The organism is Halopseudomonas sp. Lyrl_26 (assembly GCF_051948695.1).
Lineage (GTDB): Bacteria > Pseudomonadota > Gammaproteobacteria > Pseudomonadales > Pseudomonadaceae > Halopseudomonas > Halopseudomonas formosensis.
Map to the genome: position 1 here is coordinate 282,769 of NZ_JAYJLH010000002.1, position 25,972 is coordinate 308,740.

At 64.0% G+C, this 25,972-nt stretch carries 24 protein-coding genes and 1 pseudogene; 16 read left to right on the forward strand and 9 right to left on the reverse strand.

Translation table 11 applies throughout. The annotated features are described in order from the left end of the window. Positions 1 to 10: 10 nt before the first annotated feature. From apaG to VF673_RS04640, 5 genes are read right to left on the reverse strand one after another with little or no spacing between them, the layout of a single operon-like run. Complete coding sequence (gene apaG / locus VF673_RS04620; RefSeq protein WP_320330504.1) at positions 11 to 394, reverse strand: Co2+/Mg2+ efflux protein ApaG; 384 nt, start codon at positions 392 to 394, stop codon at positions 11 to 13. Next, the gene (rsmA, locus tag VF673_RS04625) at positions 387 to 1,199 is read right to left on the reverse strand and encodes a 16S rRNA (adenine(1518)-N(6)/adenine(1519)-N(6))-dimethyltransferase RsmA (protein ID WP_440291067.1); all 813 of its coding nucleotides are present in this window, start codon (positions 1,197 to 1,199) and stop codon (positions 387 to 389) included. The genes apaG and rsmA overlap by 8 nt, the downstream gene beginning before the upstream one ends. After that, positions 1,196 to 2,188 carry a 4-hydroxythreonine-4-phosphate dehydrogenase PdxA gene (gene pdxA, locus VF673_RS04630; RefSeq protein ID WP_090539249.1) on the reverse strand — a complete coding sequence of 331 codons (993 nt, stop codon included), beginning with the start codon at positions 2,186 to 2,188 and terminating at the stop codon, positions 1,196 to 1,198. Before pdxA ends, rsmA begins: the two co-directional genes overlap by 4 nt. Further along, positions 2,189 to 3,481 carry a peptidylprolyl isomerase gene (locus VF673_RS04635; RefSeq protein WP_440291068.1) on the reverse strand — a complete coding sequence of 431 codons (1,293 nt, stop codon included), beginning with the start codon at positions 3,479 to 3,481 and terminating at the stop codon, positions 2,189 to 2,191. Beyond that, positions 3,471 to 6,212: an LPS-assembly protein LptD gene (locus tag VF673_RS04640; RefSeq protein WP_440291069.1), complete on the reverse strand. Its 2,742-nt coding sequence runs from the start codon at positions 6,210 to 6,212 to the stop codon at positions 3,471 to 3,473. Before VF673_RS04640 ends, VF673_RS04635 begins: the two co-directional genes overlap by 11 nt. 199 nt (positions 6,213 to 6,411) lie before the next feature. On the opposite strand from VF673_RS04640, the gene VF673_RS04645 reads away from it, so the two are divergent. The 15 genes from VF673_RS04645 to VF673_RS04715 all read left to right on the forward strand — a co-directional run bounded on the left by VF673_RS04645 (position 6,412) and on the right by VF673_RS04715 (position 19,710). Beyond that, positions 6,412 to 7,419 carry an aminoglycoside phosphotransferase family protein gene (locus VF673_RS04645; RefSeq protein WP_440291070.1) on the forward strand — a complete coding sequence of 336 codons (1,008 nt, stop codon included), beginning with the start codon at positions 6,412 to 6,414 and terminating at the stop codon, positions 7,417 to 7,419. A 3-nt stretch (positions 7,420 to 7,422) separates the two neighbouring features. Next, positions 7,423 to 8,097 carry an N-acetylmuramate alpha-1-phosphate uridylyltransferase MurU gene (gene murU / locus VF673_RS04650; protein WP_090539241.1) on the forward strand — a complete coding sequence of 225 codons (675 nt, stop codon included), beginning with the start codon at positions 7,423 to 7,425 and terminating at the stop codon, positions 8,095 to 8,097. A gap of 1 nt (position 8,098) precedes the next feature. Beyond that, positions 8,099 to 8,869, forward strand: a complete 771-nt coding sequence (locus VF673_RS04655; protein WP_440291071.1) for a DnaJ domain-containing protein — start codon at positions 8,099 to 8,101, stop codon at positions 8,867 to 8,869. Between the two features lie 133 nt (positions 8,870 to 9,002). Further along, complete coding sequence (gene rpe / locus VF673_RS04660) at positions 9,003 to 9,677, forward strand: ribulose-phosphate 3-epimerase (protein WP_090539238.1); 675 nt, start codon at positions 9,003 to 9,005, stop codon at positions 9,675 to 9,677. 1 nt (position 9,678) lies between these two features. After that, positions 9,679 to 10,356, forward strand: coding sequence for a phosphoglycolate phosphatase (locus VF673_RS04665; RefSeq protein ID WP_090539236.1), 678 nt, complete (start codon positions 9,679 to 9,681; stop codon positions 10,354 to 10,356). 177 nt (positions 10,357 to 10,533) lie between these two features. Then, positions 10,534 to 12,012, forward strand: a complete 1,479-nt coding sequence (gene trpE, locus VF673_RS04670) for an anthranilate synthase component I (protein ID WP_090539235.1) — start codon at positions 10,534 to 10,536, stop codon at positions 12,010 to 12,012. Positions 12,013 to 12,022: 10 nt separating this feature from the next. Next, positions 12,023 to 12,619 (forward strand): aminodeoxychorismate/anthranilate synthase component II, encoded by a 597-nt coding sequence (locus tag VF673_RS04675; protein WP_440291072.1) that lies wholly within the window; start codon positions 12,023 to 12,025, stop codon positions 12,617 to 12,619. Positions 12,620 to 12,637: 18 nt separating this feature from the next. Then, entirely contained in the window at positions 12,638 to 13,687 is a 1,050-nt protein-coding gene (gene trpD, locus VF673_RS04680) for an anthranilate phosphoribosyltransferase (RefSeq protein WP_440291073.1), read from the forward strand. Further along, positions 13,684 to 14,484: an indole-3-glycerol phosphate synthase TrpC gene (gene trpC / locus VF673_RS04685; RefSeq protein WP_440291074.1), complete on the forward strand. Its 801-nt coding sequence runs from the start codon at positions 13,684 to 13,686 to the stop codon at positions 14,482 to 14,484. The genes trpD and trpC overlap by 4 nt, the downstream gene beginning before the upstream one ends. A gap of 187 nt (positions 14,485 to 14,671) precedes the next feature. Further along, positions 14,672 to 15,247, forward strand: coding sequence for a cytochrome b (locus tag VF673_RS04690; RefSeq protein ID WP_090539227.1), 576 nt, complete (start codon positions 14,672 to 14,674; stop codon positions 15,245 to 15,247). Between the two features lie 4 nt (positions 15,248 to 15,251). Next, on the forward strand, positions 15,252 to 15,827 hold the full coding sequence (locus VF673_RS04695) for a YceI family protein (protein WP_090539225.1): 576 nt from the start codon (positions 15,252 to 15,254) through the stop codon (positions 15,825 to 15,827). Between the two features lie 141 nt (positions 15,828 to 15,968). Continuing rightward, entirely contained in the window at positions 15,969 to 16,904 is a 936-nt protein-coding gene (locus VF673_RS04700) for a siderophore ABC transporter substrate-binding protein (protein WP_440291075.1), read from the forward strand. A gap of 78 nt (positions 16,905 to 16,982) precedes the next feature. After that, complete coding sequence (locus VF673_RS04705) at positions 16,983 to 17,993, forward strand: iron chelate uptake ABC transporter family permease subunit (RefSeq protein WP_440291076.1); 1,011 nt, start codon at positions 16,983 to 16,985, stop codon at positions 17,991 to 17,993. Continuing rightward, positions 17,984 to 18,949 carry an iron chelate uptake ABC transporter family permease subunit gene (locus VF673_RS04710; RefSeq protein ID WP_440291077.1) on the forward strand — a complete coding sequence of 322 codons (966 nt, stop codon included), beginning with the start codon at positions 17,984 to 17,986 and terminating at the stop codon, positions 18,947 to 18,949. Before VF673_RS04705 ends, VF673_RS04710 begins: the two co-directional genes overlap by 10 nt. Then, entirely contained in the window at positions 18,946 to 19,710 is a 765-nt protein-coding gene (locus VF673_RS04715) for an iron ABC transporter ATP-binding protein (protein WP_440291078.1), read from the forward strand. Before VF673_RS04710 ends, VF673_RS04715 begins: the two co-directional genes overlap by 4 nt. 627 nt (positions 19,711 to 20,337) lie before the next feature. Here the strand turns inward: VF673_RS04715 and VF673_RS04720 are convergent. Then, on the reverse strand, positions 20,338 to 21,261 hold the full coding sequence (locus tag VF673_RS04720; RefSeq protein ID WP_440291079.1) for a LysR family transcriptional regulator: 924 nt from the start codon (positions 21,259 to 21,261) through the stop codon (positions 20,338 to 20,340). Positions 21,262 to 21,416: 155 nt separating this feature from the next. On the opposite strand from VF673_RS04720, the gene VF673_RS04725 reads away from it, so the two are divergent. After that, positions 21,417 to 22,598: an acyl-CoA dehydrogenase gene (locus VF673_RS04725; protein ID WP_090539212.1), complete on the forward strand. Its 1,182-nt coding sequence runs from the start codon at positions 21,417 to 21,419 to the stop codon at positions 22,596 to 22,598. Positions 22,599 to 22,652: 54 nt separating this feature from the next. Here the strand turns inward: VF673_RS04725 and VF673_RS04730 are convergent, their stop codons facing one another. From VF673_RS04730 to VF673_RS04740, 3 genes and pseudogenes are all read right to left on the reverse strand, one after another. Then, on the reverse strand, positions 22,653 to 23,453 hold the full coding sequence (locus VF673_RS04730; protein WP_440291080.1) for a universal stress protein: 801 nt from the start codon (positions 23,451 to 23,453) through the stop codon (positions 22,653 to 22,655). Between the two features lie 60 nt (positions 23,454 to 23,513). Continuing rightward, complete coding sequence (locus VF673_RS04735; protein WP_440291081.1) at positions 23,514 to 24,101, reverse strand: hypothetical protein; 588 nt, start codon at positions 24,099 to 24,101, stop codon at positions 23,514 to 23,516. 244 nt (positions 24,102 to 24,345) lie between these two features. Then, positions 24,346 to 25,776, reverse strand: a pseudogene (locus VF673_RS04740) (DEAD/DEAH box helicase); the annotation flags it as partial. Between the last annotated feature and the right edge of the window lie 196 nt (positions 25,777 to 25,972).

The following is a 25,972-nucleotide window of genomic DNA, read 5'->3' on the forward strand; positions in this document are numbered from 1 at the left end:
CCCTCAGTCCTCAGTGGAGCGCATTGGGTTTGGCCAGGCGAAACACCGCAATGGGTGCGCGGAACAGCTCGCCATCGCTGCTCTGCATGCCATAGCTGCCCTGCATGCTGCCTACCGGTGTCTCCAGCAGACAGCCGCTGGTATAGGTGTGGCAGGCGCCGGGCTGGATCAGGGGCTGCTCGCCTACCACGCCCTCGCCGCGCACCTCCTGGATCTTGCCGTTGCCGTCGGTGATGATCCAGTGCCGATCCAGCAGCTGGGCAGCCCTGTCACCCTCATTGCAGATGGTGATGGTGTAGGCGAAGGCGAAGCGGTTGTCGGCCGGCTTGGACTGCTCGGTGAGATAGCGTACCTGCACCTGGATGCTGATGCTCTTTGCCAGGGCGTCAGTCATGGCTGGCGCTCCGCTCGCGGCTCAGGCGGTTGGCCAGTCGCACGAAACCGGCCAGATCGACCTGCTCCGGCCGCAGGGTCGGGTCCAGACCCTCTTCGGCGATGGCATCGGCGTCCAGCAACGGCTTGAGCGTATTGCGCAGGGTCTTGCGGCGCTGGTTGAAGGCTTCGCGCACCACGATCTCCAGCATCTCCACGTCGTCGGCCGGATGAGGCAGCTCAGCATGGGGGGTAAGCCGGACGATGGCTGAATCGACCTTGGGGGGCGGATTGAATGCGCCGGGGCCGACATCGAACAGATGCTCCACGGCACACCAGTACTGGACCATGATGCCCAGGCGGCCGTAGTGGTTCATGCCCACACCGGCGGCCAGGCGCTGCACCACTTCCTTCTGCAGCATGAAGTGCATGTCACTGATGCAGTCGGCCTGACTCAGCAGGTGGAACATCAGCGGCGTGGAGATGTTGTAGGGCAGGTTGCCCACCACTCGCAGCTTCTGTCCGGGCTCGGCCAGGGCGCGGAAATCGAACTTCAGGGCGTCGCCCTTGTGCAGGGTGAACCGGGGGTTGTTGCCGAAACGGGCGAGCAGCAGCGGGTGCAGGTCGTGGTCCAGCTCGACCACGTCAAGGGTGGCGCCGCTGTCGGCCAGCTCCTGGGTCAGGGCGCCCTGGCCCGGGCCGATTTCCACCACGCGCTGGCCCTCGCGGGGGGCGATGGCCCGCAGGATGCGGTTGATCACTCCGTGGTCGTGCAGGAAGTTCTGACCGAAGCGCTTGCGCGCCCGGTGCGGAGCAAATTCACTCATGGTTTACCTTGGGCTTCGATCATGCTGATCGCTGTATGCAGGGCTACCCGCAGGCTGCCGACATCGGCGCGGCCGGTGCCGGCCAGATCCAGGGCGGTGCCGTGATCCACCGAGGTGCGGATGATGGGCAGGCCCAGGGTGATGTTCACCGCCTGGCCGAATCCCTTGTGCTTGAGCACCGGCAGGCCCTGGTCGTGATACATGGCCAGTACTGCGTCGGCATGGTCCAGATACTTGGGCGTGAAGAGAGTGTCCGCCGGCAGGGGGCCTTCCAGCAGCATGCCCTCGCCACGCAGGCGCTCGAGCAGCGGGATGATCACATCCAGCTCCTCGCGGCCCAGATGGCCACCCTCGCCGGCATGGGGGTTCAGCCCGCAGACCAGGATGCGTGGGGCGGGCAGGCCGAACTTGGTCTGCAGGTCCCGGTGCAGTATGCGTATGACCTGTTCGAGGGACTCGTGGGTGATGGCATCGGCTACTGCGCGCAGTGGCAGGTGGGTGGTGGCCAGGGCCACGCGCAGGCCGGGGCAGGCCAGCATCATCACCACCTTGGGGGTGCCGGTCTGCTCGGCGAAGAATTCGGTATGTCCGGAGAAGCTTACGCCGGCATCGTTGATGACGCCCTTGTGCACCGGGGCTGTCACCACGGCGGCAAAGTCACCGTCCAGGCAGCCCTGGCCGCCCAGGCGCAGGGTTTCGAGGACGTAACGGGCGTTGCCCGGATCAAGCTGGCCAGGGACGCAGGGGCTGGCCAGGGACACCGGCAGCACGCTCAGCTGGCCGGCCTGTTGCGGTTGTGGGGACTGCGTGGGGTCAAAGAGATCCAGCTGAATGTCGAGGCCGAGCATGCTGGCCCGCTGGGCCAGCATGTCGGGATCGGCGATCACGACTCGCTGATGGGCGCAGGGCTCGGTGGCCAGCTGCAGGCACAGATCGGGCCCGATGCCGGCGGGTTCGCCGGCGGTCAGGGCAATGGACAGAACGCTCACTTAACTCTTGATCTCTATGTAGGCCTCGTCGCGGATCTCCTGCAACCAGCTCTGCAGTTCTTCGTCGAACTTGCGGTTCTGCAGCATGTTGCGGGCCTGTTGCTCGCGCATTTCATCGGTCATGTCCACTTCCCGCTGGTCCAGCACCTGCAGGATGTGCCAGCCGAACTGGCTCTGGAAGGGCGCAGAGACGGTGCCCTTCGGGGTGCTGAGCATGGTATCGCGGAACTCCGGCACCATGGCGTCGGCGGTGATCCAATCCAGTGAGCCGCCATTGAGCGCAGTGCCCGGGTCTTCGGAGAAGGAGCGGGCCAGGGTTTCGAAGGATTCGCCGTTGCTGATGCGCTCATAGAGTCGCTGGATCAGTTGCGCGGCTTCGGCCTCGCTGCGGATCTCGCTGGGCTTGATCAGGATATGGCGCACATTGAATTCATCCACCAGCAGGTTGTCCCCACCGCGCTTGTCGAGCAGCTTGAGGATGTGGAAACCCACCGGCGAGCGCAGCGGTGGGGTGATGCCGCCGATTTCCAGGCGGTCCACCGCATTGGCAAACTCGGGGGGCAGCTGTGCCGCCTTGCGCCAGCCCAGCTCGCCGCCCTCCAGTGCGTGCTCACCGCCGGACCGACTGACAGCCAGGCGGGTGAAGTCGGCACCTTCCTGCAGCTCGCGGTGGATCTGTTCGGCCATCTCGGCCTGACGGCGTGCCTGCTCGTTGCTCGCGGTTTCAGACACGGGCAGTACTATCATGGCCAGGCGATAGTCCGCCGAGGTCTGATAACGGCCCATCTCCGAATTCAGGAAGTTGCGCACTTCCTGATCACTGACCTGGATGCGTTCGGCCACCCGGCGCTGACGTACCCGGTTGATGATCATTTCGCGGCGAACCTGCTCCCGGGCCTGCCTGTAGCTGATGCCGTCCCTCTCCAGCGCAGCACGGAACTGCTCGAGGGTAACGCCGTTGCGCTCGGCCAGTTGCTGCATGGTCTGGTTCAAAGAGGCATCATCGATCTGGATACCGGCCCGCTCACCCATCTGCAGCTGAATGCTTTCCAGGATCAGCCGGTCCATTACCTGCTTGCGGATCTCTTCGGTCGGTGGCAGCTCGCCGCTGCCGCCCTGACTGAGCTGGGCGCGGACGCTGTTGACCCGTTCCTCCACCTGGCTGGCCATGATGACATCGTTGTCGACGATGGCCACCACCCGGTCCAGCTCGACCATCTGCGCCTGCAGGCCGGTGCTGATCAGCAGACCGGCGCACAGGCCGATCAGTTTTGCGTGTAGCTTAAAATGCATTGGATTCTCGCTCTCGGTAACCGGTGATGCTGTCTTCTAGGAGCGTTTCCATGCCACCACCGGCGATATTGCCGAGGCCTTTGAAGACAAGCTGCAGGAAGATGCCACGGTCAGGCTCGTCGTTGAGCTTGGGGTTCAGACTGGTTTCATCGTAATCGATCCAGTAGCGGTTGATCACCCGCAGCTTCCAGCAGCAGCTGTCGTACTCGAAGCCGCCGAAGGCCTCGACGGTGCGGTTGCGGCCGTAATCACGCTGCCAGCGGCCGATCAGGCTCCACTGGTTGGAAACCGGCCACATGAAGGAAATGTCATGCTGGTCGGTCTTGTAGTAGTTGGCGATGTAATCGGCATCACCCGGTTGGCCGAAATCCGGGTCCGTGGTCCAGGTACCGGTGGCACGGTCGAAGCGCATGGTCTCGTTGCGGTACAGGTAACCGATATTGAGAATCTTGCGCGGATTGTCGGCCGGCTGGTAATGCCACATGGCGCTGCCGCTGCGGGTCTGGCTCTGGTCCGGATCCCAGTTGAAGGTGGAGGTGAAACGCCAGTCCTCGTTGTGACGATACTGGTAGGCCAGGGCGATCGGCGACTGGGAGGCGGTGGATTCCGGGCGGTCGCGGTAGTCGATGCCAGGCATCTGCACCTCGCGGTCGCGGAAGTACCAGGCCTGACCGATACTCAGGCGCTGACGCTCCACGCCCCGTGCGTCGATCCAGCGGTTGGTCAGGCCGAGCGACAGCTGGTTGGCGTCGCCGATGCGGTCGCGCCCGGCGAAGCGGTTGTCGCGCCACAGCGAGTCGTAGCTGAAGGTGGCCTCGCTGGTGTCGAACACAGGAATGTCCCGCTGATCCTCATTCGGTACGTAGAGATAGAACAGACGGGGTTCCAGGGTCTGGGTATAGCTGTTGCCGAACAGGGTGGTGGCACGGTCGAAATACAGGCCGCTGTCCAGGCTGGCGATCGGAAGCGACCGATCCTGATTGCTGTCGAAAGTCTCGTCCGCGCCCAGCGTGGTGCGGCCGCGGTTATCCAGCGACAGGTCGTAGCGGGTGTAGGCGTATTTCAGCGAAGGCTTGATGAAGCCCCAGCTCCAGTCCAGGGGCAGACTGACCCCGGGCTCCAGGTGCAGCCGGTCACCCTCGGCGCGGGTCAGGCCGGTCAGGCGATCGTCGTACCAGCGGTGCTCCTCCAGCCCGGTATTGCCGTTCTGGTCCGTATAGAAGCCGCTCAGCAGGCTGCGCTGGAAGCTGACGAACTCGGTGTCATAGCCCAGACGCAGGCCGCCCGGCTGATAGGGCAGGGTGCCGCCCAGCAGCAGTTGCGGCAGCCGCTCGTAGGGGGTGATCTCGGTTACCGTGGCCCGTTCGTAGGCGTGCACGTTGAGGGCGGCGAAGTGGTTGTCGCCACGCCATGCAAGGCTGCCGCGCTGGTCGAGGAAGTCCCCGGTATTGATGCCCAGGAAGGTTTCCAGGTCCTGGAAGTAGTAGTAATCGCTGATGTCGGTGTAATCGACACTGCCGCGCAGGCGCGGAGTGAAGTCACTGGTGTGCTGCCAGCTGTACATCCAGCGCTGGTCCTTGTATCCGGTCTGCAGCTCCCGCTCGTCCTCGCGGTCATCCAGCACCGAGGCACCGATCTGGCCGGAGCTGGTGGGCGTCAGGTAGCGGAATTCACCCTCCAGTTGCAGGCCCCGGTCGGTCATCAGCGTCGGATAGAGGGTGGCGTCGTAGTTCGGCGCCAGGTTGAAGTAGTAGGGCTGGGTATAGGAGCTGCCCGAGTTGCTGCTGTAGGACAGGCTGGGCACCAGCAGGCCGCTCTGGCGCCGGTCGTCCAGCGGGAAGTAGAAGTAGGGGGTGTAGAACACCGGCACGTCCTTGACCTTGAGGGTCACGTGTCTGGCTTCACCCCAGCCCTTTTCCCGGTCCAGTTCGATATCGTCACTGTGCAGGCTCCAGGTGTTGCGTCCCGGATCGCAGGTGGTATAGGAGCCGTCGGCAATGACGATCACCGCATCATCCCGGCGACGCAGGCTGTCGGCGGTACCCCGGGCATTGGCCTCGTGTACCACATAGCGTACCTGGTTGACCCGGGCCTCGCCGGTCTCGATGTGCATCTGGCCGTCTTCGCCGAGAATCAGTACGCCCTGGTCGCGCAGACGGACGTTGCCTTCCAGGCGGACCAGGTTGTTGGCGCGGTCGAAACTTGCCTGATTGGACTGTGCCTGCAGGCGGCCCTGGCGCAGCACCACGTCACCCTGGAGGGTGCCCGTCTGCTGGTCCTGTTCGAAGCTGCTGGAGTCGGCACTGGCGTAGACAGGCAGCTCATCGAAGGGGGTGTCGTCGTCGCGGCCGATGCGATCCGGCTCGATATAGTCGCCGCTGCAATAGGGCGCTATCGCCGCCTGCTGCGCCGCTGTCAGCTGGTCGCGGGGAACCCAGTCCAGTTCGCTGAAGTCCACCGCCCGGGCTTGTCTGGCGGGCGCGGGCTCGCGGGGTTGTTCAGCCGAGGCCGGCTGCCGGGCCGGCTCGCTGGCACGCACCACCGGTGCCTGGGGGCGTGGTGGCAGCTGACTGGTGGTTTCCAGCGGGTTGCAGGCCCAGCCGCGGCCGTCACTGCTTGGGCGGCACTCGACCTGGCTGGCAGCCAGACTGGATACCGGCTGGGCCAACAGCAGTCCGCTGGCCAGCAACAGGGAGAATGTGGGGCGAAACGGAGGTCTTTGGTTGGCCATTATAATTGTCCGGGCTTCCAGTCGGTCGTACAGGTCGCGATGACTCGGTGAGCTCTGCGAGGTAAATGCAACATGGGCTGCTTCTACTTATAGAGATCGTGGATAATAAAGCATTGTTGGGCAGCAGAGCCAGCGCCGTACCAGCGTGACTGTCGCCTGTGCGAGCTAATCGACCTTCGCGGTCCCTAGGAGCTGAATGATGGATGCAAGACGACGTCTGCTGGATACCTGGTTGCCTGAGGCACTGCTGCAGGCACAGCAGACAACAGGCTGGTCGCTGCGTTCCGGTGAGTTGTCGCCGGCCAGCAGTGATGCCAGCTTCCGGCGTTACTTCCGCTGGCATGACGGGCAGCACAGCCTGATCATCATGGACGCGCCGCCACCGCAGGAGGATGTGCGTCCATTCATGCGTATCGCCGCTCTGCTGGCCGAAGCAGGTGTGCATACGCCGGCGATCCTGGCGGCCGATCCCGCGCGGGGGTTCCTGCTGCTCGAGGATCTCGGCACCCATACCTACCTTGAAAGCATCCAGGCCGGTGTCAGCGATGCCGAACTCGAGCGCATGTATGCCGGGGCCATTGCCGTGCTCATCCGCTGGCAGCTGGCGAGCCGTCCGGGGGAGTTGCCCGAGTACGACGAGGCGGTACTGCGGCGCGAGCTGCAGCTGTTCCCCGACCGGTTTGTCGCTCACCACCTGCAGCGCGAGCTGAGTGCCGAGCAGGCTGCGGACTGGGACGCCCTGTGCAGGACGCTGCTCGATTCGCATCTGGCGGAAAGCCGGGTGTTCGTGCACCGGGACTACATGCCGCGCAACCTGATGACTACCACTGGTGAGCCGGGTGTGCTGGACTTTCAGGATGCCCTCTACGGTCCGGCCAGCTATGACATTACCTCGCTGCTGGCCGACGCCTTCTTTCACCTGCCGCTGCAAGAGCGCGATCGCTGGCTGCGTCGTTACTGGGAACAGGCGCGGGCCGCTGGGGTACCGCTGCCCGAGCAGTTCGAAGTGTTTCACGGGCAGTCGCGGCTCATGGGCGTGCAACGGCATCTCAAGGTGCTGGGCATTTTCGCCCGGATCCGTTACCGCGACGGCAAGCCGCGCTACCTGGAGGATGCGCCGCGCTTCGTTCAGTACCTGCGCGATGCCTGTGCCGGCGATGGGCGCCTGCAGCCGCTGACGCGACTGCTGGACAGTCTGGGGCTGTAATCCATGAAGGCAATGATCCTCGCCGCTGGCAAGGGAGAGCGCATGCGTCCCCTGACCCTGCATACCCCGAAGCCGCTGTTGCCGGTGGGTGGCAAGCCGCTGATCCAATGGCACATCGAACGTCTTGCCCGGGCTGGCTTGCGGGAGCTGGTCATCAACCACGCCTGGCTTGGCGAGCAGCTGGAGGCACGGCTGGGTGACGGTACCGACCTTGGCGTGCGCATCCGCTGGTCCGCCGAAGACGAGCCCCTGGAAACCGCCGGCGGCATCCGCCGTGCCTTGCCCCTGCTGGGTGAACAGCCCTTCGTGCTGGTAAACGGGGACGTCTGGACCGATTTCGATTTTGCCCGACTGCAGCTGCCGACCGGCATGCTGGCCCACCTGGTACTGGTGGACAACCCGCCCTTCAAGGCCGCCGGCGACTTCCTGCTGCAGGGCGGGCGCATTGCCAACCCGGGCGCCGGAGAGCAGGCCGATGCCATGACCTACAGCGGTATTTCCATCCTGTCCCCGAGCCTGTTCGACGGGCTCGGTGAGGGGCCGCAGCCGCTGGCGCCGCTGTTGCGCCGAGCGGCGGAGCAGGGGCTGGTCAGCGGTGAGCGGCATACCGGGTGCTGGGTAGACGTGGGAACGCCGGAACGCCTGCGGCAGGTCGACCAACTGGCCCGGGAAGCCTGAGATGCTCTGGCCGCTGACGCTGGGAGGAATAGCGCTGGGCGCCGTGGTGGCAGGCGTGTCCGGGGCTATCCTCGGCGGCATTCTCGGGCATGCCCTGGATCGTCACTGGCAGCTGCGGCGCTGGTCCGATCTGCTCCAGCGTCTTGGGCTGCGGCCCGATTTCGAACAGGTGCTGTTCCTCTGTCTCGGACGCATCGCCAAGGCGGATGGCCAGGTAACTCAGCAGCACCTGCAGCTGGCCCGTGAGTTGATGCAGCAATACCGTCTGGACGAATCCCAGCGACTGGCCGCCATGCGCGCCTTCAATCAGGGCAAGCAGCAGGCGCGGCGGGTCGAGCGGGCGGTCGAGCGACTGTTCCGTCAGCAGCCGGCGCGCAGCGCCGAGCTGCTCGACGGTGGCTGGCGCATGGCTCTGGTACACGGCCGGGTAGGGCGGGCGGGCCTGCTGCTGGATGACTGGGCGCAACGCGCGGGCCTGGGCAAGGCCGAGCAGCAGCGTCTGCGTCAGCGGCATCAGCGTCGTCAGACGGGGGCTGCCGCGCCGGCGCGCACCACGGGCAGTCTGCAGCAAGCGGCGCGGCTGCTGGGAGTGGAGCTGGACAGCAGCCCCGAACAGATCAAGCGCGCCTACCGCCGGCAGCTCAGCCGGCATCATCCGGATAAGTTGATAGGTACCGGTGCCAGTGAGGCGAAGCTGGCCGAGGCCAGTGAGCGGGTGCATCAGATCCAGCAGGCCTACGAAAGGCTGCGTCGGTATCACGGTATCCGCTGAGTGTGCCTCCTGCCACACCGCGGACGAGCCGGACGAGCTGGTGTCCGTCCCTCCCGGGGCTGGAGCTCGTCGCTCCCGGAGGAGCTGGGCATGGTAGAATGGCCCGGTTCCGATCACTCCCCTGAGGTCTGCCATGCCTGATTACGCGATTGCCCCGTCCATTCTGTCCGCCGATTTCGCCCGCCTCGGGGAAGATGTGGATCGGGTGCTGGCGGCGGGTGCTGACATTGTCCACTTCGATGTAATGGACAACCATTACGTGCCCAACCTCACCATAGGTCCCATGGTCTGCAGTGCCCTGCGCAAATACGGCGTGTCGGCGCCAATCGACGTACATCTGATGGTGCGGCCAGTGGATCGCATCATCGGCGACTTTCTCGAGGCGGGGGCCAGTTACATCACCTTCCACCCGGAAGCCAGCGACCATATCGACCGATCCCTGCAGCTGATCCGTGATGGCGGCGCCAAAGCCGGGCTGGTATTCAATCCGGCGACCCCGCTGGATGTGCTCAGGTACGTGATGGACAAGGTCGACATGATCCTGCTGATGAGCGTCAACCCCGGCTTCGGCGGGCAGAAGTTCATCCCCACCACCCTGGACAAGCTGCGCGAGGCGCGAGCGCTGATTGACGCCAGCGGGCGTGATATCCGTCTGGAAGTGGACGGCGGGGTCAACACCCAGAACATCCGCCAGATTGCGGAGGCCGGGGCCGACACCTTCGTGGCCGGCTCGGCCATCTTCAATGCACCGGACTACAAGGCGGTGATTGACCAGATGCGTGCTGAACTGGCCCAGGTCCAGCGTTGACGTGAACGCCCTTATGCGCCTGTTCGACGGGGCGCTGCCGCAACTGGTGATGTTCGATCTGGACGGCACCCTGGTGGATTCGGTGCCGGATCTGGCGGCGGCGGTGGACCATATGCTGGCGCTGCGCGGCAGGCCGCCTGCCGGTGTCGAGCGGGTGCGTGACTGGGTCGGCAATGGCGCGCTGGTGCTGGTGCGCCGTGCCCTGGCTGGTAGCCTCGCGCATGATGGGGTAGGTGAGGCTGAGGCCCGGGCAGCGCTGGATGATTTCTTCGAGGCCTACTCCGGTGATCACAGCGCCACCGCTGTATACCCCGGGGTAATGCCGTTCCTGGCCTGGTTGCGCGAGCGTGGCGTGGCACTGGCAGTGATAACCAACAAGCCCGGGCAGTTTGTGGCCCCGATTCTCGAGGAAAAGGGGCTGGGGGATTTCGACTGGATCATCGGAGGCGACACCCTGCCGGTGAAAAAGCCGGATCCGGCAGGCCTGCTGCATGTGATGCGGGCCGCTGGCGCCGCTCCCGATCGCAGCCTGTTTATCGGTGATTCGCGCAACGATGTACTGGCGGCGCGCGCGGCCGGTGTCACCGTGGTGGCGGTGGATTACGGCTACAACCACGGCCGGCCGGTGGCGGCAGAGGGCCCCGACCTGCTGGTTGATTCGCTCGCAGCGCTCATATAGTCTTGTCCCGTTACACACCTTCGATAGATGGATCAGCCGTGTTTGTCAGCAACCGCATACTGATGGGAATCCTGAAAGCGCTCGCGCGCTGGCGTTGGCGTTCCTGACAGTGCTTTGCCCGCCACCGCTGCGGGTACCGGTTTGCATGTGACTTTCACCCGCCCCATGAGGCTGATCATGAATCAAAACGAATTTCTCCGTCTGGCCGCCCAGGGTTTCAACCGCATTCCCGTGGTGCGCGAAGTGCTGGCCGACATGGACACCCCCCTGTCCACCTACCTGAAACTGGCCGATGCGCCCTATTCCTACCTGCTCGAATCAGTGCAGGGCGGCGAGAAATGGGGGCGTTACTCCATCATCGGCCTGCCGGCCCGTACCGTGCTCAAGGTGCAGGGTCGTACTGCCCGGATCCAGGTCGATGGCGTCCTCACCGAGCAGCATGAGTGCGAGGATCCGCTGGCCTTCGTCGAGCAGTTCAAGGCCCGTTACCGGGTGCCGGACATTTCCGGGCTGCCGCGCTTCAACGGCGGTCTGGTGGGCTATTTCGGTTATGACTGTGTGCGCTATGTGGAGCCGCGACTGGCAAGATCGGTCAATCCCGATCCACTGGGCAACCCGGATATCCTGCTGATGGTTTCCGATGAGGTGGTGGTATTCGATAACCTTGCCGGCAAGCTGCATGTGATAGTGCTGGCCGACACCGGCGCGGATGACGCCTTTGCCCAGGCCAACCAGCGGCTGGAGCAGCTGCTGCGGCAACTGACTGCACCCTTCACTCCGCGTCCGGGCCTGAACCTGACGGCGGTGGCCGAACGGGAGCCGGAGTACCGCGCCAGCTTCAGTCGGGAGGACTATCAGAACGCGGTGCGGCGCATCAAGGAGTACATCCTCGCCGGCGACTGCATGCAGGTGGTGCCCTCCCAGCGCATGAGCATCGACTTCAGCGCTGCACCCATCGACCTCTATCGCGCCCTGCGCAGCCAGAATCCCACTCCCTACCTGTACTTCTTCAATCTCGACGATTTCCATGTGGTCGGCAGCTCCCCGGAGGTGCTGGTGCGCGTGGAAGATGGCGAGGTTACTGTCCGTCCCATCGCCGGCACCCGCCCCCGGGGTGCCACCGAGGAGGCCGACCTGGCGCTGGAGCAGGACCTGCTGTCCGATGCCAAGGAGCTGGCCGAGCACCTGATGCTCATCGATCTGGGGCGCAATGATGTGGGTCGTGTATCGCAGATCGGCCAGGTGCGGGTGACCGAGCAGATGGTGATCGAGCGCTATTCCAACGTCATGCATATCGTCTCCAACGTGCAGGGCCGGCTGCGTCCGGAGCTGACCGCCATGGACGCCCTGCGCGCCATTCTTCCGGCGGGCACCCTGTCCGGGGCGCCGAAGATCCGGGCGATGGAAATCATCGACGAGCTGGAGCCGGTCAAACGCGGCGTCTATGGTGGCGCGGTCGGCTACTGGGCCTGGAACGGCAACATGGACACCGCCATCGCCATCCGCACGGCCGTGATCAAGAACGGTGAGTTGCACGTGCAGGCCGGTGCCGGCATCGTCGCCGACTCCGTGCCGGAAACCGAGTGGGAAGAAACCATCAGCAAGCGCCGCGCCATGTTCCGTGCGGTGGCGCTGGCCGAGACGACCATGCAGTGAGGGGAACGTCATGTTATTGATGATCGACAACTACGATTCCTTCACCTGGAATCTGGTGCAGTACTTCGGCGAGCTGGGTGCCGAGATCAAGGTGGTGCGCAACGATGAGCTGAGCGTGGCCGAGATCGAAGCGCTGCAGCCCGAACGCATAGTCGTCTCCCCCGGCCCCTGCACGCCCAACGAGGCTGGGGTATCGGTGCCGGTACTCAAGCACTTTGCCGGCAGGCTGCCGATCCTGGGCGTCTGCCTCGGCCACCAGAGCATCGGCCAGGCCTTCGGCGGCGAGGTGGTGCGTGCCCGCCAGGCCATGCACGGCAAGACCAGTCCGGTGTATCACAGTGATCAGGGAGTATTCGCCGGCTTGGCCAATCCCCTCACCGTCACCCGCTACCACTCGCTGGTGGTAAGCCGTGACAACCTGCCGGACTATCTGGAAATCACCGCCTGGACGCAGCATGCGGACGGCTCGATGGACGAGATCATGGGCCTGCGTCATCGCCGGTACATGATCGAGGGTGTGCAGTTCCACCCCGAATCCATCCTCAGCGAACAGGGCCACGAGTTACTGGCCAACTTCTTAAGACAGCAGGGCGGAATGCGCAGCTGACGAATCAGGAGAGTCATAATGGACATCACCACAGCACTGGCCAGGGTCGTTGATCACATCGACCTGTCCACCGAGGAAATGCAGGACGTCATGCGGCAGATCATGACTGGACAGTGCACCGACGCCCAGATTGGCGGTTTTCTCGTTGCCCTGCGCATGAAAAGCGAAAGCCTGGATGAAATCACCGGTGCGGCGCTGGCCATGCGCGAGCTGGCGTCGGGGGTATCCATCCAGGGCGAGCATCTGGTCGATACCTGTGGCACCGGTGGTGATGGCGCCAACATCTTCAACGTGTCCTCAGCTGCAGCCTTTGTGGTTGCCGCAGCGGGCGGCCAGGTGGCCAAGCACGGCAACCGCGCGGTGTCCGGCAAGAGTGGCAGCGCCGACCTGCTGGAAGCCGCCGGCATCAACCTGAACCTGACCCCCGAGCAGGTGGCCCGCTGCGTCGAGCATGTCGGCGTCGGATTCATGTTCGCCCCGGCGCACCATGGCGCCATGAAGTACGCCGTCGGCCCGCGGCGCGAGCTGGGCCTGCGTACCCTGTTCAACATGCTCGGGCCGATGACCAACCCGGCCGGGGTCAAGCGTCAGGTGATCGGCGTGTTCAACAAGGCGCTGTGCCGACCCATGGCCGAAGTGCTGCGCCGGCTCGGCAGCGAGCATGTGCTGGTGGTGCATTCGCGCGACGGGCTGGACGAGATCAGCATCGCCGCCCCGACCCATATCGCCGAGCTGAAGAACGGTGAGGTCAGCGAATACCAGATCAGTCCCGAGGAGTTCGGCATCAAGAGCCGCAGTCTGATCGGCCTGACCGTGGAAGGCCCGGCCGAGTCCCTGACCCTGATCCGCGATGCGCTGGGCAAGCGCACCACCGAGAACGGTGAAAAGGCCGCGGACATGATCATCCTCAACGCCGGTGCGGCGCTCTATGCGGCAGATGTAGCCTCGTCGCTGCGCGAGGGTGTGGAGCTGGCCTCGGATGCGCTCTACTCCGGCATGGCCCGGGAGAAAATGGCGGAGCTGGCCGCTTTTACCGAAGTATTCCGTGAGGAGGCACTGCAGAAATGAGCCTGCCTACCATTCTGGAAAACATCGTTGCCCGTAAATATGAGGAAGTGCGGGAAAACCGCGCCAGGGTGTCCCTGGATGACCTTCAGCGTCAGGCCGCATCAGCCGATGCGCCGCGGGGCTTTGCCCGGGCACTGCGGGCGCAGGCGCAGGCGCGTCAGCCAGCGGTGATCGCCGAGATCAAGAAGGCCTCGCCCAGCAAGGGGGTGATCCGCGAGGACTTCAACCCGGCGCAGATCGCGGTCAGCTATGAGCAGGGCGGTGCTGCCTGCCTGTCGGTGCTGACCGATATCGACTTCTTTCAGGGCAGCCCGGAGTACCTCCAGCAGGCCCGTGCGGCCTGTGCGCTGCCGGTCATCCGCAAGGACTTTCTGGTCGATCCCTACCAGGTGGTGGAAGCCCGGGCCATGGGCGCCGATTGCATTCTGCTGATCGTAGCCTCGCTCGAGGATGCCCAGATGGCCGAACTGAATGCGGCGGCGGTGGAGCTGGGCATGGATGTGCTGGTAGAAGTGCACGACGCCCCGGAGTTGGAGCGCGCGCTGGCACTGGACACCCCGCTGGTGGGGGTCAACAACCGCAACCTGCATGACTTCAGCGTGTCACTCGATACCACGCTGGAGCTGCTGCCAAGGATTCCGGCCGACCGGCTGGCGGTCACCGAAAGCGGCATCCTCTCCCGGGCCGATGTGGAGCTGATGCTGGACAACGGCGTCTACAGCTTCCTCGTTGGCGAGGCTTTCATGCGCGCCGAGGATCCTGGCACCGAGCTCAAGCGCCTGTTCTTCCCCGGCTGAGCACACTCCTTTCTTTCAGCTGGTCTCATGACATGATCGGTGCAGTGGCAAGTCCACTGCACGGATCGCTGTCCCATTTGCGACCGTGGTCATATCGAATTATCAGATCGGTTGAAGCCAGTATTTGCGCTTTTTCTATCGCCCAGGCGATGTATGATCTTGGCAAAGGTTACAGGGAGCATCCGCCATGCACTGGAAGAACACCGCAACCCGTTATGGTCTGGTGGCCATAGTTCTGCACTGGGTGGTTGCCGTGACGGTTATAGGTCTGGCCATCCTGGGTTTGTGGATGGTCGATCTGAGTTACTACAGCCCCTATTACCGCAGTGCGCCTTTCTGGCACAAGAGTATCGGCCTGGCGCTGTTTGCGGTACTGGTGCTGCGGATTCTCTGGCGCTTGTTCACGCCGCGTCCTGCCCATCTGCCCAATCACAGGCGCTGGGAGAGGATCAGCGCTGCGCTGGTGCATGCTCTGCTATACCTGATGCTGTTCGTGATCCTCATCAGCGGCTATCTGATTTCCACCGCCAAGGGGCAGGGCATCAGCTTCTTCGGCTGGTTCGAGGTGCCGGCGACCCTGACCGGGTTGCCGAGCCAGGCTGATCGGGCCGGGCAGATACATTATTGGATGGCAATGGCAGTACTGGCGCTGGCAGGGTTACATGCCCTGGGCGCCCTGAAGCACCACTTTCTTGACCGTGACGACACGCTGCGCCGGATGCTCGGCCTGCGCCCTCGTCATCTGACTGATAGACAGGAGTAACTGTATGAAGAAGATTGTTGCCGGCATTGCACTGGGTAGTCTGATGGCAGTATCCGGTTCGCTGCTGGCCGCCGATTATGTGATCGACAAGGAAGGCCAGCACGCCTTCATCAACTTCAAGACCGGCCACATGGGCTTCAGCGTTCTGCATGGGCGCTTCAATGACTTTGACGGCACCTTCAGCTGGGACGCCGCCAAGCCCGAAGAGAGCAAGGTCGAAGTGACCATCAACACCGCCAGCGTGGACTCCAACCACGCCGAGCGTGACAAGCACCTGCGCAGCCCGGACTTCCTCAATGTGGACAAGCATCCGCAGGCCACCTTTGTCTCCACCGGTGTGGAAGTGACTGGCGAGAATACCGCCAGGGTCACCGGCGACTTCACCTTCAACGGTGTGACCAAGCCGGTGGTGATCGACGCGCAGTTCATTGGTGAAGGCGAGGATCCCTGGGGCGGCTACCGCGCCGGCTTTGTCGGTACTACCAGCATCAAGCTGGCTGACTACAACGTATCGATGGACCTTGGTCCGGCCTCTGCGGTGGTTGATCTGGATCTGACCATCGAGGGTGTGCGCAAGTAACCTCTGCGGCAGTAACCAGGGGCGAGCTTCGGCTCGCCTTTTTTATGCAGGAATTCCCGCTTCTCCGATTGCACCAGCGGAGCGGTCTCTGGTAGCATCGCAAACAATAACTATTCTCACTATTGCTTTCCAGGGGTGATCATGCTGTCAGCCGTTTCCCGTTTTGCCGCGGTGTCGGGTATCTGTGTTTCCATGCTGTTCGGCGCCGCGCAAGTGCAGGCCGAGTCCGTCACCATCAGCCACTCCAGCGGCCAGACCGAGGTGCCGGTGCAGCCGCAGAAGGCGGTAGTACTGGACTGGTCGACGCTGGATACGCTGGCACAGCTGGGGGTGACTGTGGCCGGTATTCCATCCGGCAATCCGCCGGAAGTGCTCAGGCAATACCGGGAGGGCGAGTTTATCCGAGCCGGCAGCCTGTTCGAGCCTGATCTGGAAGTGCTGCGCACTGCCCAGCCTGATCTGATCATTCTCGGCCGTCGCGCCCAGGGCAAGTACGAGGAAGTTTCGGCCTTCGGCACCACCATCGACCTGACCCCCGATCCCAACGACCTGCTGGGCAGCGTGGAACGCAATACCCTGCTGCTGGGCGAGATCTTCGGCAAGCAGGAGCGGGCGGCTGAGCTGGTCGCTCAGCTCAAGGCATCGGTGGACGAGCTGCGTGCGCTGACAGCCAAACAGGGCGATGGCCTGTTGATCCTTACCACCGGTGGCAAGATGGCCGCCTTTGGCAAGGGTACCCGGTTCGGCCTCATCCATGATGTCTTCGGTGTAGAACAGGCGGTTGCCGAGCTCAAGGCCGGTCGCCATGGTCAGGCGGTATCCTTCGAGTTTCTGCTGGAGGCCGATCCGGACTGGCTGTTCGTCATGGATCGTGATGCGGCCATCGGCCGGGAAGGCACCGCAGCCGCCGAGCTGATGGACAATGAACTGGTCAGGGCGACCAGTGCCGGCAGCAAGGGGCAGATCGTCTACCTCGACCCGGCCAGCTGGTACCTGCTGGACAACAGCGGCATCGGGGTGATGCAGGCCAGTGTGGACGAGCTCATCAAGGTGTTCTCCGCCGCCGCTGCGCGATAATCGACCCCGCAAAGGACGTTGGCGAAACCCCATTCCTGCTGCAGTCGGGAATGGGGTTTCCTGTTGCAGGTAGAGTGCATGACTGATTCCCGTTTTTCTCCTCCGAGGGCGTCTCGCGCTGGCGCCCTCTGGCTGTTGCTGTTGTTGGTCCTGGTGCTGGTTCTGGCGGTGTGCAGCCTGAACGTCGGCGCCAGCCGGCTGAACCTGCTCAATGTATTGACCGCTGACCCGGATGACCGGGTCTCGAAGATCCTCTTCGCCAGTCGGCTGCCGCGAACCCTGGCACTGATTCTGGCCGGCGCGGCGCTGGCGGTGGCCGGCGCCATATTGCAGATGATGGCGCGCAACCGGCTGGTGGATACCTCGACCACGGGGCCCATGGCGGCTGCGGCGCTGGGCATGCTGGTGCTGGCCATTGCGCTGCCGGACGGCCTGCCTTTGTGGGCGCGCTTTCTGCTGGTCAGTGGTTTCGCCGCCGGCGGCATTCTGCTGTTTCTCGGTGTACTGCAGCGCATCCCCCTGCGCTCGGCGCTGATAGTGCCGCTGGTTGGATTGATCATCGCCGGAGTGGTGCATGCCGGCAGTGGCCTGATCGCCCATCATTTCGATCTGTCCCAGTCGCTGCGTGCCTGGAACAGCGGCGATTTCTCCGCGGTGTTGCGCGGTCGTTACGAGCTGCTGTGGGTGGCGGCGGGGCTGACGCTGGCTGCCATGCTGCTGGCCGACCGCTTTACCGTGATCGGCATGGGGCGGGATTTTGCGGTGAATATCGGCGTCAACTATGGGTTGCTGATGGCCATCGGCGTGGCGCTGGTGGCCATGATCGTCGGCAGCGTGGTGGTCACCGCCGGGGTGATCCCCTTCATCGGACTGGTGGCACCCAATGTGGTGCGGGTGCTGACCGGCGACAACCTGCGGCGGGCGGTGCCCATGATTGCGCTGCTGGGGGCGGCCATTCTGCTGGCGGCCGATCTGCTCGGGCGGCTGCTGATCCATCCCTATGAGGTGCCCTCGTCCAACCTGCTGTCGATTGCCGGCTGCGTGGTATTTCTCGGGGTTCTGCTGCACGGGAGGAAAAAATGGTCCTGACCCTGTGGCGACAACCGGCCGTGCGTGTACTGCTGCTGGCGATAGCGGCGGTGCTCTGCTTGCTTGGCTTCATGACCATCAATGTCCAGACCGACTGGGCCTTCATCCTGCAGCACAGGGGCAGCCGCCTGCTGGCGTTGCTGCTGGCAGCCAGCGCCATCGGCCTGTCCACCGTGCTGTTCCAGACCATCACCCACAGCCGGCTGCTGACGCCGGCCCTGATGGGCTTTGATGTGCTCTTTGTACTGGTCAACACCCTGGGGCTGCTGATCTTCGGTGGGGCGGAGCTGGCCGGTTGGCCGAGCTCGCTGCGGGTCGGGCTGCAGATGCTGCTCATGGTGGGGCTGGCGTTGTTGCTGTTTCGCCTGCTGTTTTCCGGTTCAGTGCGCAGCCTGCACCTGATGATCCTGCTGGGCATGCTGGCCGGCATGCTGTTCCGCGAATTGTCGGAGCTGGGTGCCCGGGTGCTGGACCCGAGCGAGTTCGGTATCAGCAGCGGTGTGCGCCAGGCCAGTTTCAGCCGGGTCAATACCGAACTGCTGGCGGTCAGCGCGGTGGCCCTGACCCTTGGCGGGCTGTTGCTGCTGCGCTGGCGGCGCTATCTGGATGTGCTGTCGCTGGGCCGGGATATTGCGGTGAATCTGGGCGTGGCCCATGGCCGTGTGGTGCTGGGCATCATGGCAGTGGTCGCCATCATGGTGTCGGTGGCTACGGTACTGGTCGGCCCGACCCTGTTCTTCGGCCTGCTGATTGCCAACCTGGCCTACTGGATCACCGGCACCCAGCGCCATCGGTGGACGCTCCCGGCCAGCGTGCTGGCGGGCATCATCTGCCTGGTCGGTGGTCAGGTACTGCTGGAGCAGTTGCTGGCCTCAACCCTGCCGCTGGCACTGGTCATCGAGTTGGCCGGCGGCCTGTTATTCATAGCGCTGTTGTTGCGTGGAGTCAGACAATGATTGAAACCCGGGGCGTATCCAAGCGCTACGGCGATACCCTGGTGGTGGATGATGTCAGCCTGAGCATTCCCAAGGGCGGGTTCACCTCCATCATAGGTCCGAACGGGGCGGGCAAGTCGACGCTGCTGTCGATGATCAGCCGCCTGACACCCATGAACGCCGGTTCGGTAGTGGTGGATGGCATGGACGTTACCCGTACACCGGGCAATGTGCTGGCCCGGCGCTTGTCGATCCTGCGCCAGGACAATCAGACCAGCCTGCGCCTGAGCGTGCGGGATCTGGTGGCCTTCGGTCGCTTTCCGCACTCGGGCGGCCGCCTCACCGCCGAGGACCTGCGCCATGTGGATGAGGCCATGGAGTATCTGCAGCTGCACGAATACCGCGACAGGCCGATTGATGAACTGTCCGGCGGCCAGCGCCAGCGTGCCTATGTGGCCATGGTCATGTGCCAGGACACCGACTACGTGCTGCTCGACGAACCGCTGAACAACATCGACATGCGCTTTGCCGTGGACATGATGCAGCTGCTGCGCCGGGCGGCGGACGAGAAGGGCAAGACCGTGGTGGTGGTGCTGCACGACATCAACTTCGCCTCCTGCTACTCCGATCACATCATTGCCATGCGCCGGGGCCGGCCCGTGTATCAGGGAGCCCCGGAGGAGATCATCCGCGACGAGGTGCTGCGCGACCTCTACGAGATGGATATCCGCGTACACGAGGTCAACGGGCAGCGGATCTGCGTGTACTTTCGAATGGGCTGAGGCAGGTCGCAGGCCGCCCGGCCCGGGTGCGAATGGGGCTGGCGGTTTTCGCACCGAGGCGGTGCTCCTACAGCAGGTCCCGATATCCTCGTTAGGCCTGTCCCCAGTAGGAGCACCCGCCCCGGGTGCGAATGGGGCTGGCGGTTTTCGCACCGAGGCGGTGCTCCTACAGCAGATCCCGATCTCCTCGTTAGCTCTGTCCTTGCAGGAGCACCCGCCCCGGGTGCGAATGGATGTGGCGGTTCGCACCGAGGCGGTGCTCCTACAGCAGGTCCCGATATCCTCGTTAGCTCTGTCCTTGCAGGAGCACCCGCCCCGGGTGCGAATGGATGTGGCGGTTCGCACCGAGGCGGTGCTCCTACAGCAGGTCCCGATCTCCTCGTTAGCTCTGTCCTTGCAGGAGCACCCGCCCCGGGTGCGAATGGATGTGGCGGTTCGCACCGAGGCGGTGCTCCTACAGCAGGTCCCGATATCCTCGTTAGCTCTGTCCTTGTAGGAGCACCCGCCCCGGGTGCGAATGGGGCTGGCGGTTTTCGCACCGAGGCGGTGCTCCTACAGCAGATCCCGATCTCCTCGTTAGCTCTGTCCTTGTAGGAGCACCCGCCCCGGGTGCGAATAAATTGGGTACTACGCCTGATGGTGCATTGCTGCGGCGGGGCCTGCGCGATACTGCTGCGCCTCGGCAATCACCCAGTCACGGAACCCCTGCAGGGTCGCCGACTCGGCCTTGCGCTCGGGAATGACCAGATAATAGGCGTTGCGGCTGTCGACGCTGTGATTGTTGGCGATCACCAGTCGGCCGCTCTGCAGCTCGCTGCGGATCAGGAAAGGCGGTATCAGCGCCACGCCCATGCCATGCATGGCCGCCTGGGCCAGCATGGAGAACAGCTCCAGGCGCGTGCCGTTGAGATCGTGCTCGATGCGCATGTCGCAGGACTCGAACCACTGGCGCCAGGCGTAGGGCCTGGTGGACTGCTGCAGCAGCGGCAACTGGCTGATCTGCTCGGCGCTCAACTCGCTCAGCCCCTGCATCAGGGCAGGGCTGCAGACCGGCACCGGGGACTCGTTCATCAGAAAGTGCACCTCGGTACCCGACCATTCCCCGTCGCCGAAGTAGATGGCGGCATCGAACTCGGTGTCGGCGAACAGAAAGGGGCGGGTGCGGTTGGTCATGTTGACCGTGACGTGCGGATGTTGCACAAGGTACTGACCAAGCCGGGGCAGCAGCCATTGGGTGCCGAAGGTCGGTACCAGGGCCAGCTCCAGGGTGGCGCTGCCCTTGTTGCCCATCAATGACAGGGTATCGCGCTCCATGGCATCCAGCCGATTGGCAATGCGACGATGGTAGGTCAGTCCCGCCTCGGTCAGCCGTACTCCGCGCCGGGTACGGCGGAACAGCTCGACGTCGAGAAAGCCCTCGAGATTGGCGATCTGCCGGCATACCGCGCTCTGGGTCAGGGCCAGTTCCTCGGCGGCCCGGGTAAAGCTCTCATGGCGGGCGGCGGACTCGAAGCAGATCAGGGCCTGGGTGGGGGGTATCTTGCGGCGCACGGTGGGACTCTCGAAGTGAGGGTGTGTTTGCGGAGTTCCAATCTAGCACAGGTCGCTGAAAAAAACGCGTTTGCTTGTGTGCCTTGGCAGGACTAGGCTTTAAACCATCCTGCGGCGTTGTGCCGCGCCAACACCACGATATTCACGGAGTACCCATGGCTAACAAGGCATCCTTCAACTGGGCAGACCCGCTGCTGCTGGACCAGCAACTCACCGAAGAAGAGCGCATGGTGCGCGACTCCGCAGCACAGTATTGTCAGGACAAGCTGATGCCGCGCGTGCTGGAATCCTTCCGCCACGAGCAGACCGATGCCAGCATCTTCCGTGAGATGGGTGAGCTGGGCCTGCTGGGTGCAACCATTCCCACCGAGTACGGCGGCAGCGGCCTGAACTATGTCTGCTATGGCCTGATTGCCCGTGAGGTCGAGCGGGTGGATTCCGGTTATCGCTCGATGATGAGTGTACAGTCCTCGCTGGTCATGGTTCCGATCAACGAGTTCGGCTCCGAGGCCCAGAAGCAGAAGTATCTGCCGAAACTGGCCAGCGGCGAGTGGATCGGCTGCTTCGGCCTGACCGAGCCCAACCACGGTTCCGACCCGGGCTCCATGGTCACCCGTGCGCGCAAGGTCGAGGGCGGCTATCGCCTCAAGGGCGCCAAGATGTGGATCACCAACAGTCCGATTGCCGACGTGTTCGTGGTCTGGGCCAAGACCGAGGACGATGTGATCCGCGGCTTCATCCTCGAGAAGGGCTGGGAAGGTCTGAGCGCTCCTGCGATCAAGGGCAAGGTCGGCCTGCGCACTTCGATCACCGGCGAGATCGTGATGGATGATGTGTTCGTGCCGGAGGAGAACCTGATGCCGGGCGTGACCGGTCTGCGCGGTCCCTTCACCTGCCTGAACTCCGCCCGTTACGGCATTTCCTGGGGCGCCCTGGGTGCCGCCGAGTTCTGCTGGCACACCGCCCGCCAGTACACCCTGGATCGTCATCAGTTCGGTCGCCCGCTGGCGCAGACCCAGCTGGTACAGAAGAAGCTGGCCGACATGCAGACCGAGATCACTCTGGCCCTGCAGGGCTGCCTGCGCCTGGGCCGGATGAAGGACGAAGGCACCGCTGCGGTGGAGATCACCTCCATCATGAAGCGCAACTCCTGCGGCAAGGCGCTGGATATCGCCCGGGTTGCCCGTGACATGCTCGGCGGCAACGGCATCTCCGACGAGTACGGCGTGATCCGCCATGTGGTCAACCTGGAAGTGGTCAATACCTATGAGGGTACCCACGACGTTCACGCACTGATCCTGGGCCGTGCCCAGACCGGTCTGCAGGCGTTCTTCTGAGGCGTCGCTGAGCAGTACCGAAACGGCCCCGGCAACCCCGGGGCCGTTGTCGTTCTAGAGGCCGGTACCGGCGGGCACCAGCAGTACCGGGCGGCGGCTTTCCCGGGCTACCCCTTCGGCGGTACTGCCGATCATCAGATCCTGAATGGGCGTGGTGCCGCGCTTGCCCAGGATCACCAGCGCCACCTGCTCATCCTCTGCGGTGCGGACTATCTCGCGAACTGCCGAGCCCTTGCCCAGACGGGCCACTGCCTGCTCGTGCCTGGCGGTGAGATCGGCTATCTGCGATTGGACAAGGGCGCTGTTGTCCGCCTCCTCGGTCTCCACCCAGAGCACCAGTCCATGGCGACCGTCCACCAGATAGTGTTCGAACATGCGCTGCGCCGCCTGGGCCGGGTCCGAGCCGTCGGTGGCGAGCAACAGGGTGCCGGCCGGCTCGATCGCCGGTCCGTCAGCGGGCAGCACCAGCAGCGGCAGGCGTGTCAGACGCGCAAGGTTCAGTGTGGTATTGCCGTAGAACAGTGCCCGGCCCGCGGAGTGGCTCTGATTCAGCATGATCAGGCCGTCAGCCTTGTGCCGCCGGGCCACTTCGTGGAGCTCGGTCGCGGCAAAACCGCGGCGAACCTCATGATCGACGGCGATGCCGAGCTCCGTCGACAGCGCGCCCGCAAGCTTCTCCAGATGGCTGTCGGCGGCCGCTTCGCTGTCCTCGACGTTGATGCGCCGGGTGGTGTCCACGACGTGCACGAGCGTGAGTCGCTTCACGCCGAGCAATTGCACTATCGGGGGAAGGCGTTCGCAGGTCCTGTCCCAGCTGTCCGAATAATCAAAGCCAAGAATGCAGTGGTTCAACATGGTGCCCCCTTTGCGCTGTCCTGAGCTTCAGTCTAGACGAGGGCGGGGATAAGACGAGGATCAGAACGCCATGCGGTCGTGGGGTTCGTACTGCCCACAGTCAGGGGATGCCCAGCGGTGAACCTCATGCTGCTGGATGATCAGTCCCGAGGGGGAGTTACTCTCTGGCTGGCCGGGGGTGGGTGCACGGCCGAGGAACGACGCGTGAATCTCATGGGTGCTGACAAACTCGACCAGGCCTTCCATCTTGCCGTTGAAACGTTCGGGGTCCTGGCAATCGCCACGCACCTGAACGATGGAGCGGCCGACCTTCTGCAGGCTCAGGTCGCACTCCGGCAGTTTGCGCTGGAGGATGTTGTGGAGACTGTGATGGCTGCCCAGCTCGGAGGCCTGTGAAGGCGTGAGGCAGACCAGTTCGATCTTGGGTTGTGCCACGCGTCTGGCCGTCTCGTGCAGGATGCGGTAATCGACATGGGAGAAGGTGAGACCCGGCTGAACGGAACGCATCCGGCGCAGGCTACCCTCGTTGTCGGTAATCAACCGGCTTTCGGAACGCCACAGGCCGGCTTCGGGGGGCGGAGCCAGACGGTTCTCCGCTTGAAGGTCCAGTGCTATGAGCAGCATCAGTATGGCTAAGGTGCCTCTCATCAGAACCTCCTGTCGGTATGTGACAACTTTTGGTGTGGAACGTTGACTATAACCTCTTGCCCAAAATTTACACGGCGCCGTTTGAGGCGCTCTGGACCATGGATTCCGTAGGGTTCATGTGGCACAACGCCACGTGGCTGATAGCTATGAAAAAAGAGGATGGAAGCGGGAGATGGCGAGAAAATGAACAGGTTCTGCGACCTGTTCATTTCTGACGAACGGAGGCTCAGCTGCCGAGCAGGGCAGGCTTTTCGCGACGCGGGCGGTTACGTTTGGGGGCCGGTGTTTCCGGCACGACCCGGTTGCCCATCGCCTGCAGACGGCGCTCGCGGGCGACTGCATCCTCGGGCTCGGCGATACCCGGCATGGCCTGCTGCGGACGGCGTGGCTTGCTGCCGGGGCGGGGCTTGTCAGCACGACCCTGCCCCCGCGGAGCGGCGTTACTGCGGGGCTGGCCGCGACCCCTGCTCGGGGTATTGGCGCCACGCGGACGCTCGGGGCGGTCGCTGTTGAGTTCCGCCTGCGCCGGGGGCACGAAGCCCTGCAGATCGCCTTCCTCGAAGCGCTGACGGGTCAGTCGCTCGATGGCCTTGAGCAGCTTCTCCTCATCGGGGCTGACCAGGGAAACCGCCTCGCCACTGCGTCCGGCGCGGCCGGTACGGCCGATGCGGTGCACATAGTCCTCAGCCACGTTGGGCAGCTCGAAGTTCACCACATGGGGCAGCTGGTCGATATCCAGGCCGCGGGCGGCGATATCGGTTGCCACCAGCACGCGGATGCTGTTGCTCTTGAAATCCGCCAGTGCCTTGGTGCGAGCGCTCTGGCTCTTGTTGCCGTGAATGGCGGCCGCCGGCAGGCCATGCTTGGACAGGTATTCGGCCAGGCGGTTGGCACCATGCTTGGTGCGGGTGAACACCAGTACCTGTTCCCAGGCGCCCATGGTGATCAGGTGGGCGATCAGGGCCCGCTTGTGGCCTGCCTCTACCCGGAAAACCCGTTGCTCGATGCGTTCCACCGTGGTGTTCGGCGGGGTTACTTCGATCCGTGCCGGATTGTGCAGCAGGCGGTTGGCGAGCTGGGTGATCTCGCTGGAAAAAGTCGCCGAGAACAGCAGGTTCTGGCGCTTGGCCGGCAGCTTGGCGATGACCTTCTTCACGTCATGAATGAAGCCCATGTCCAGCATGCGGTCAGCTTCGTCCAGAACGAAGTATTCCACGGCAGACAGGTCCACGGCGCGCTGGCCAACCAGGTCCAGCAGCCGTCCGGGGCAGGCCACCAGGATATCCAGGCCAGGGGCCAGCGCCTTGATCTGCGGGTTGGCACCCACGCCGCCGAAAATGCAGGCGCTGTGCATCTGCAGCTCGGTGGCGTAGGAGCGGATGTTGTCATGCACCTGGGCCGCCAGCTCGCGGGTAGGGGTCAGCACCAGTGCACGAACCTGACGGGCAGTGCGCTTGTAACCGGACGGACGCTGACCATCGGGGAACAGCAGCTCGAGAATCGGCAGGGAGAAACCGGCGGTCTTGCCGGTGCCGGTCTGGGCCGCGACCATGAGATCACGACCTTCCAGCACGGCCGGGATGGCCTGCGTCTGGACCGGAGTGGGGGTGGTGTAACCAGTGGCAGCCACGGCGCGCACCAGCGCGTCGGACAGGCCGAGAGAAGCAAAGGACATTCAGATAAACCCTGTGATGGCCGTTTGCGAACAGGGGCTGTCCGTGCGGCCGGAATGAAGATGAAGAGCGGCGAGTCTAACAGAAAGCTGCAGATCTCGCAGAAAAATAGCGGAGACGGTTGCCGAAACGTCACTGCGCTCCCGACAGCCGAACCGCTGGGAGGGCCCAGCCGAACTCCCGGGAGGGACGAAAATC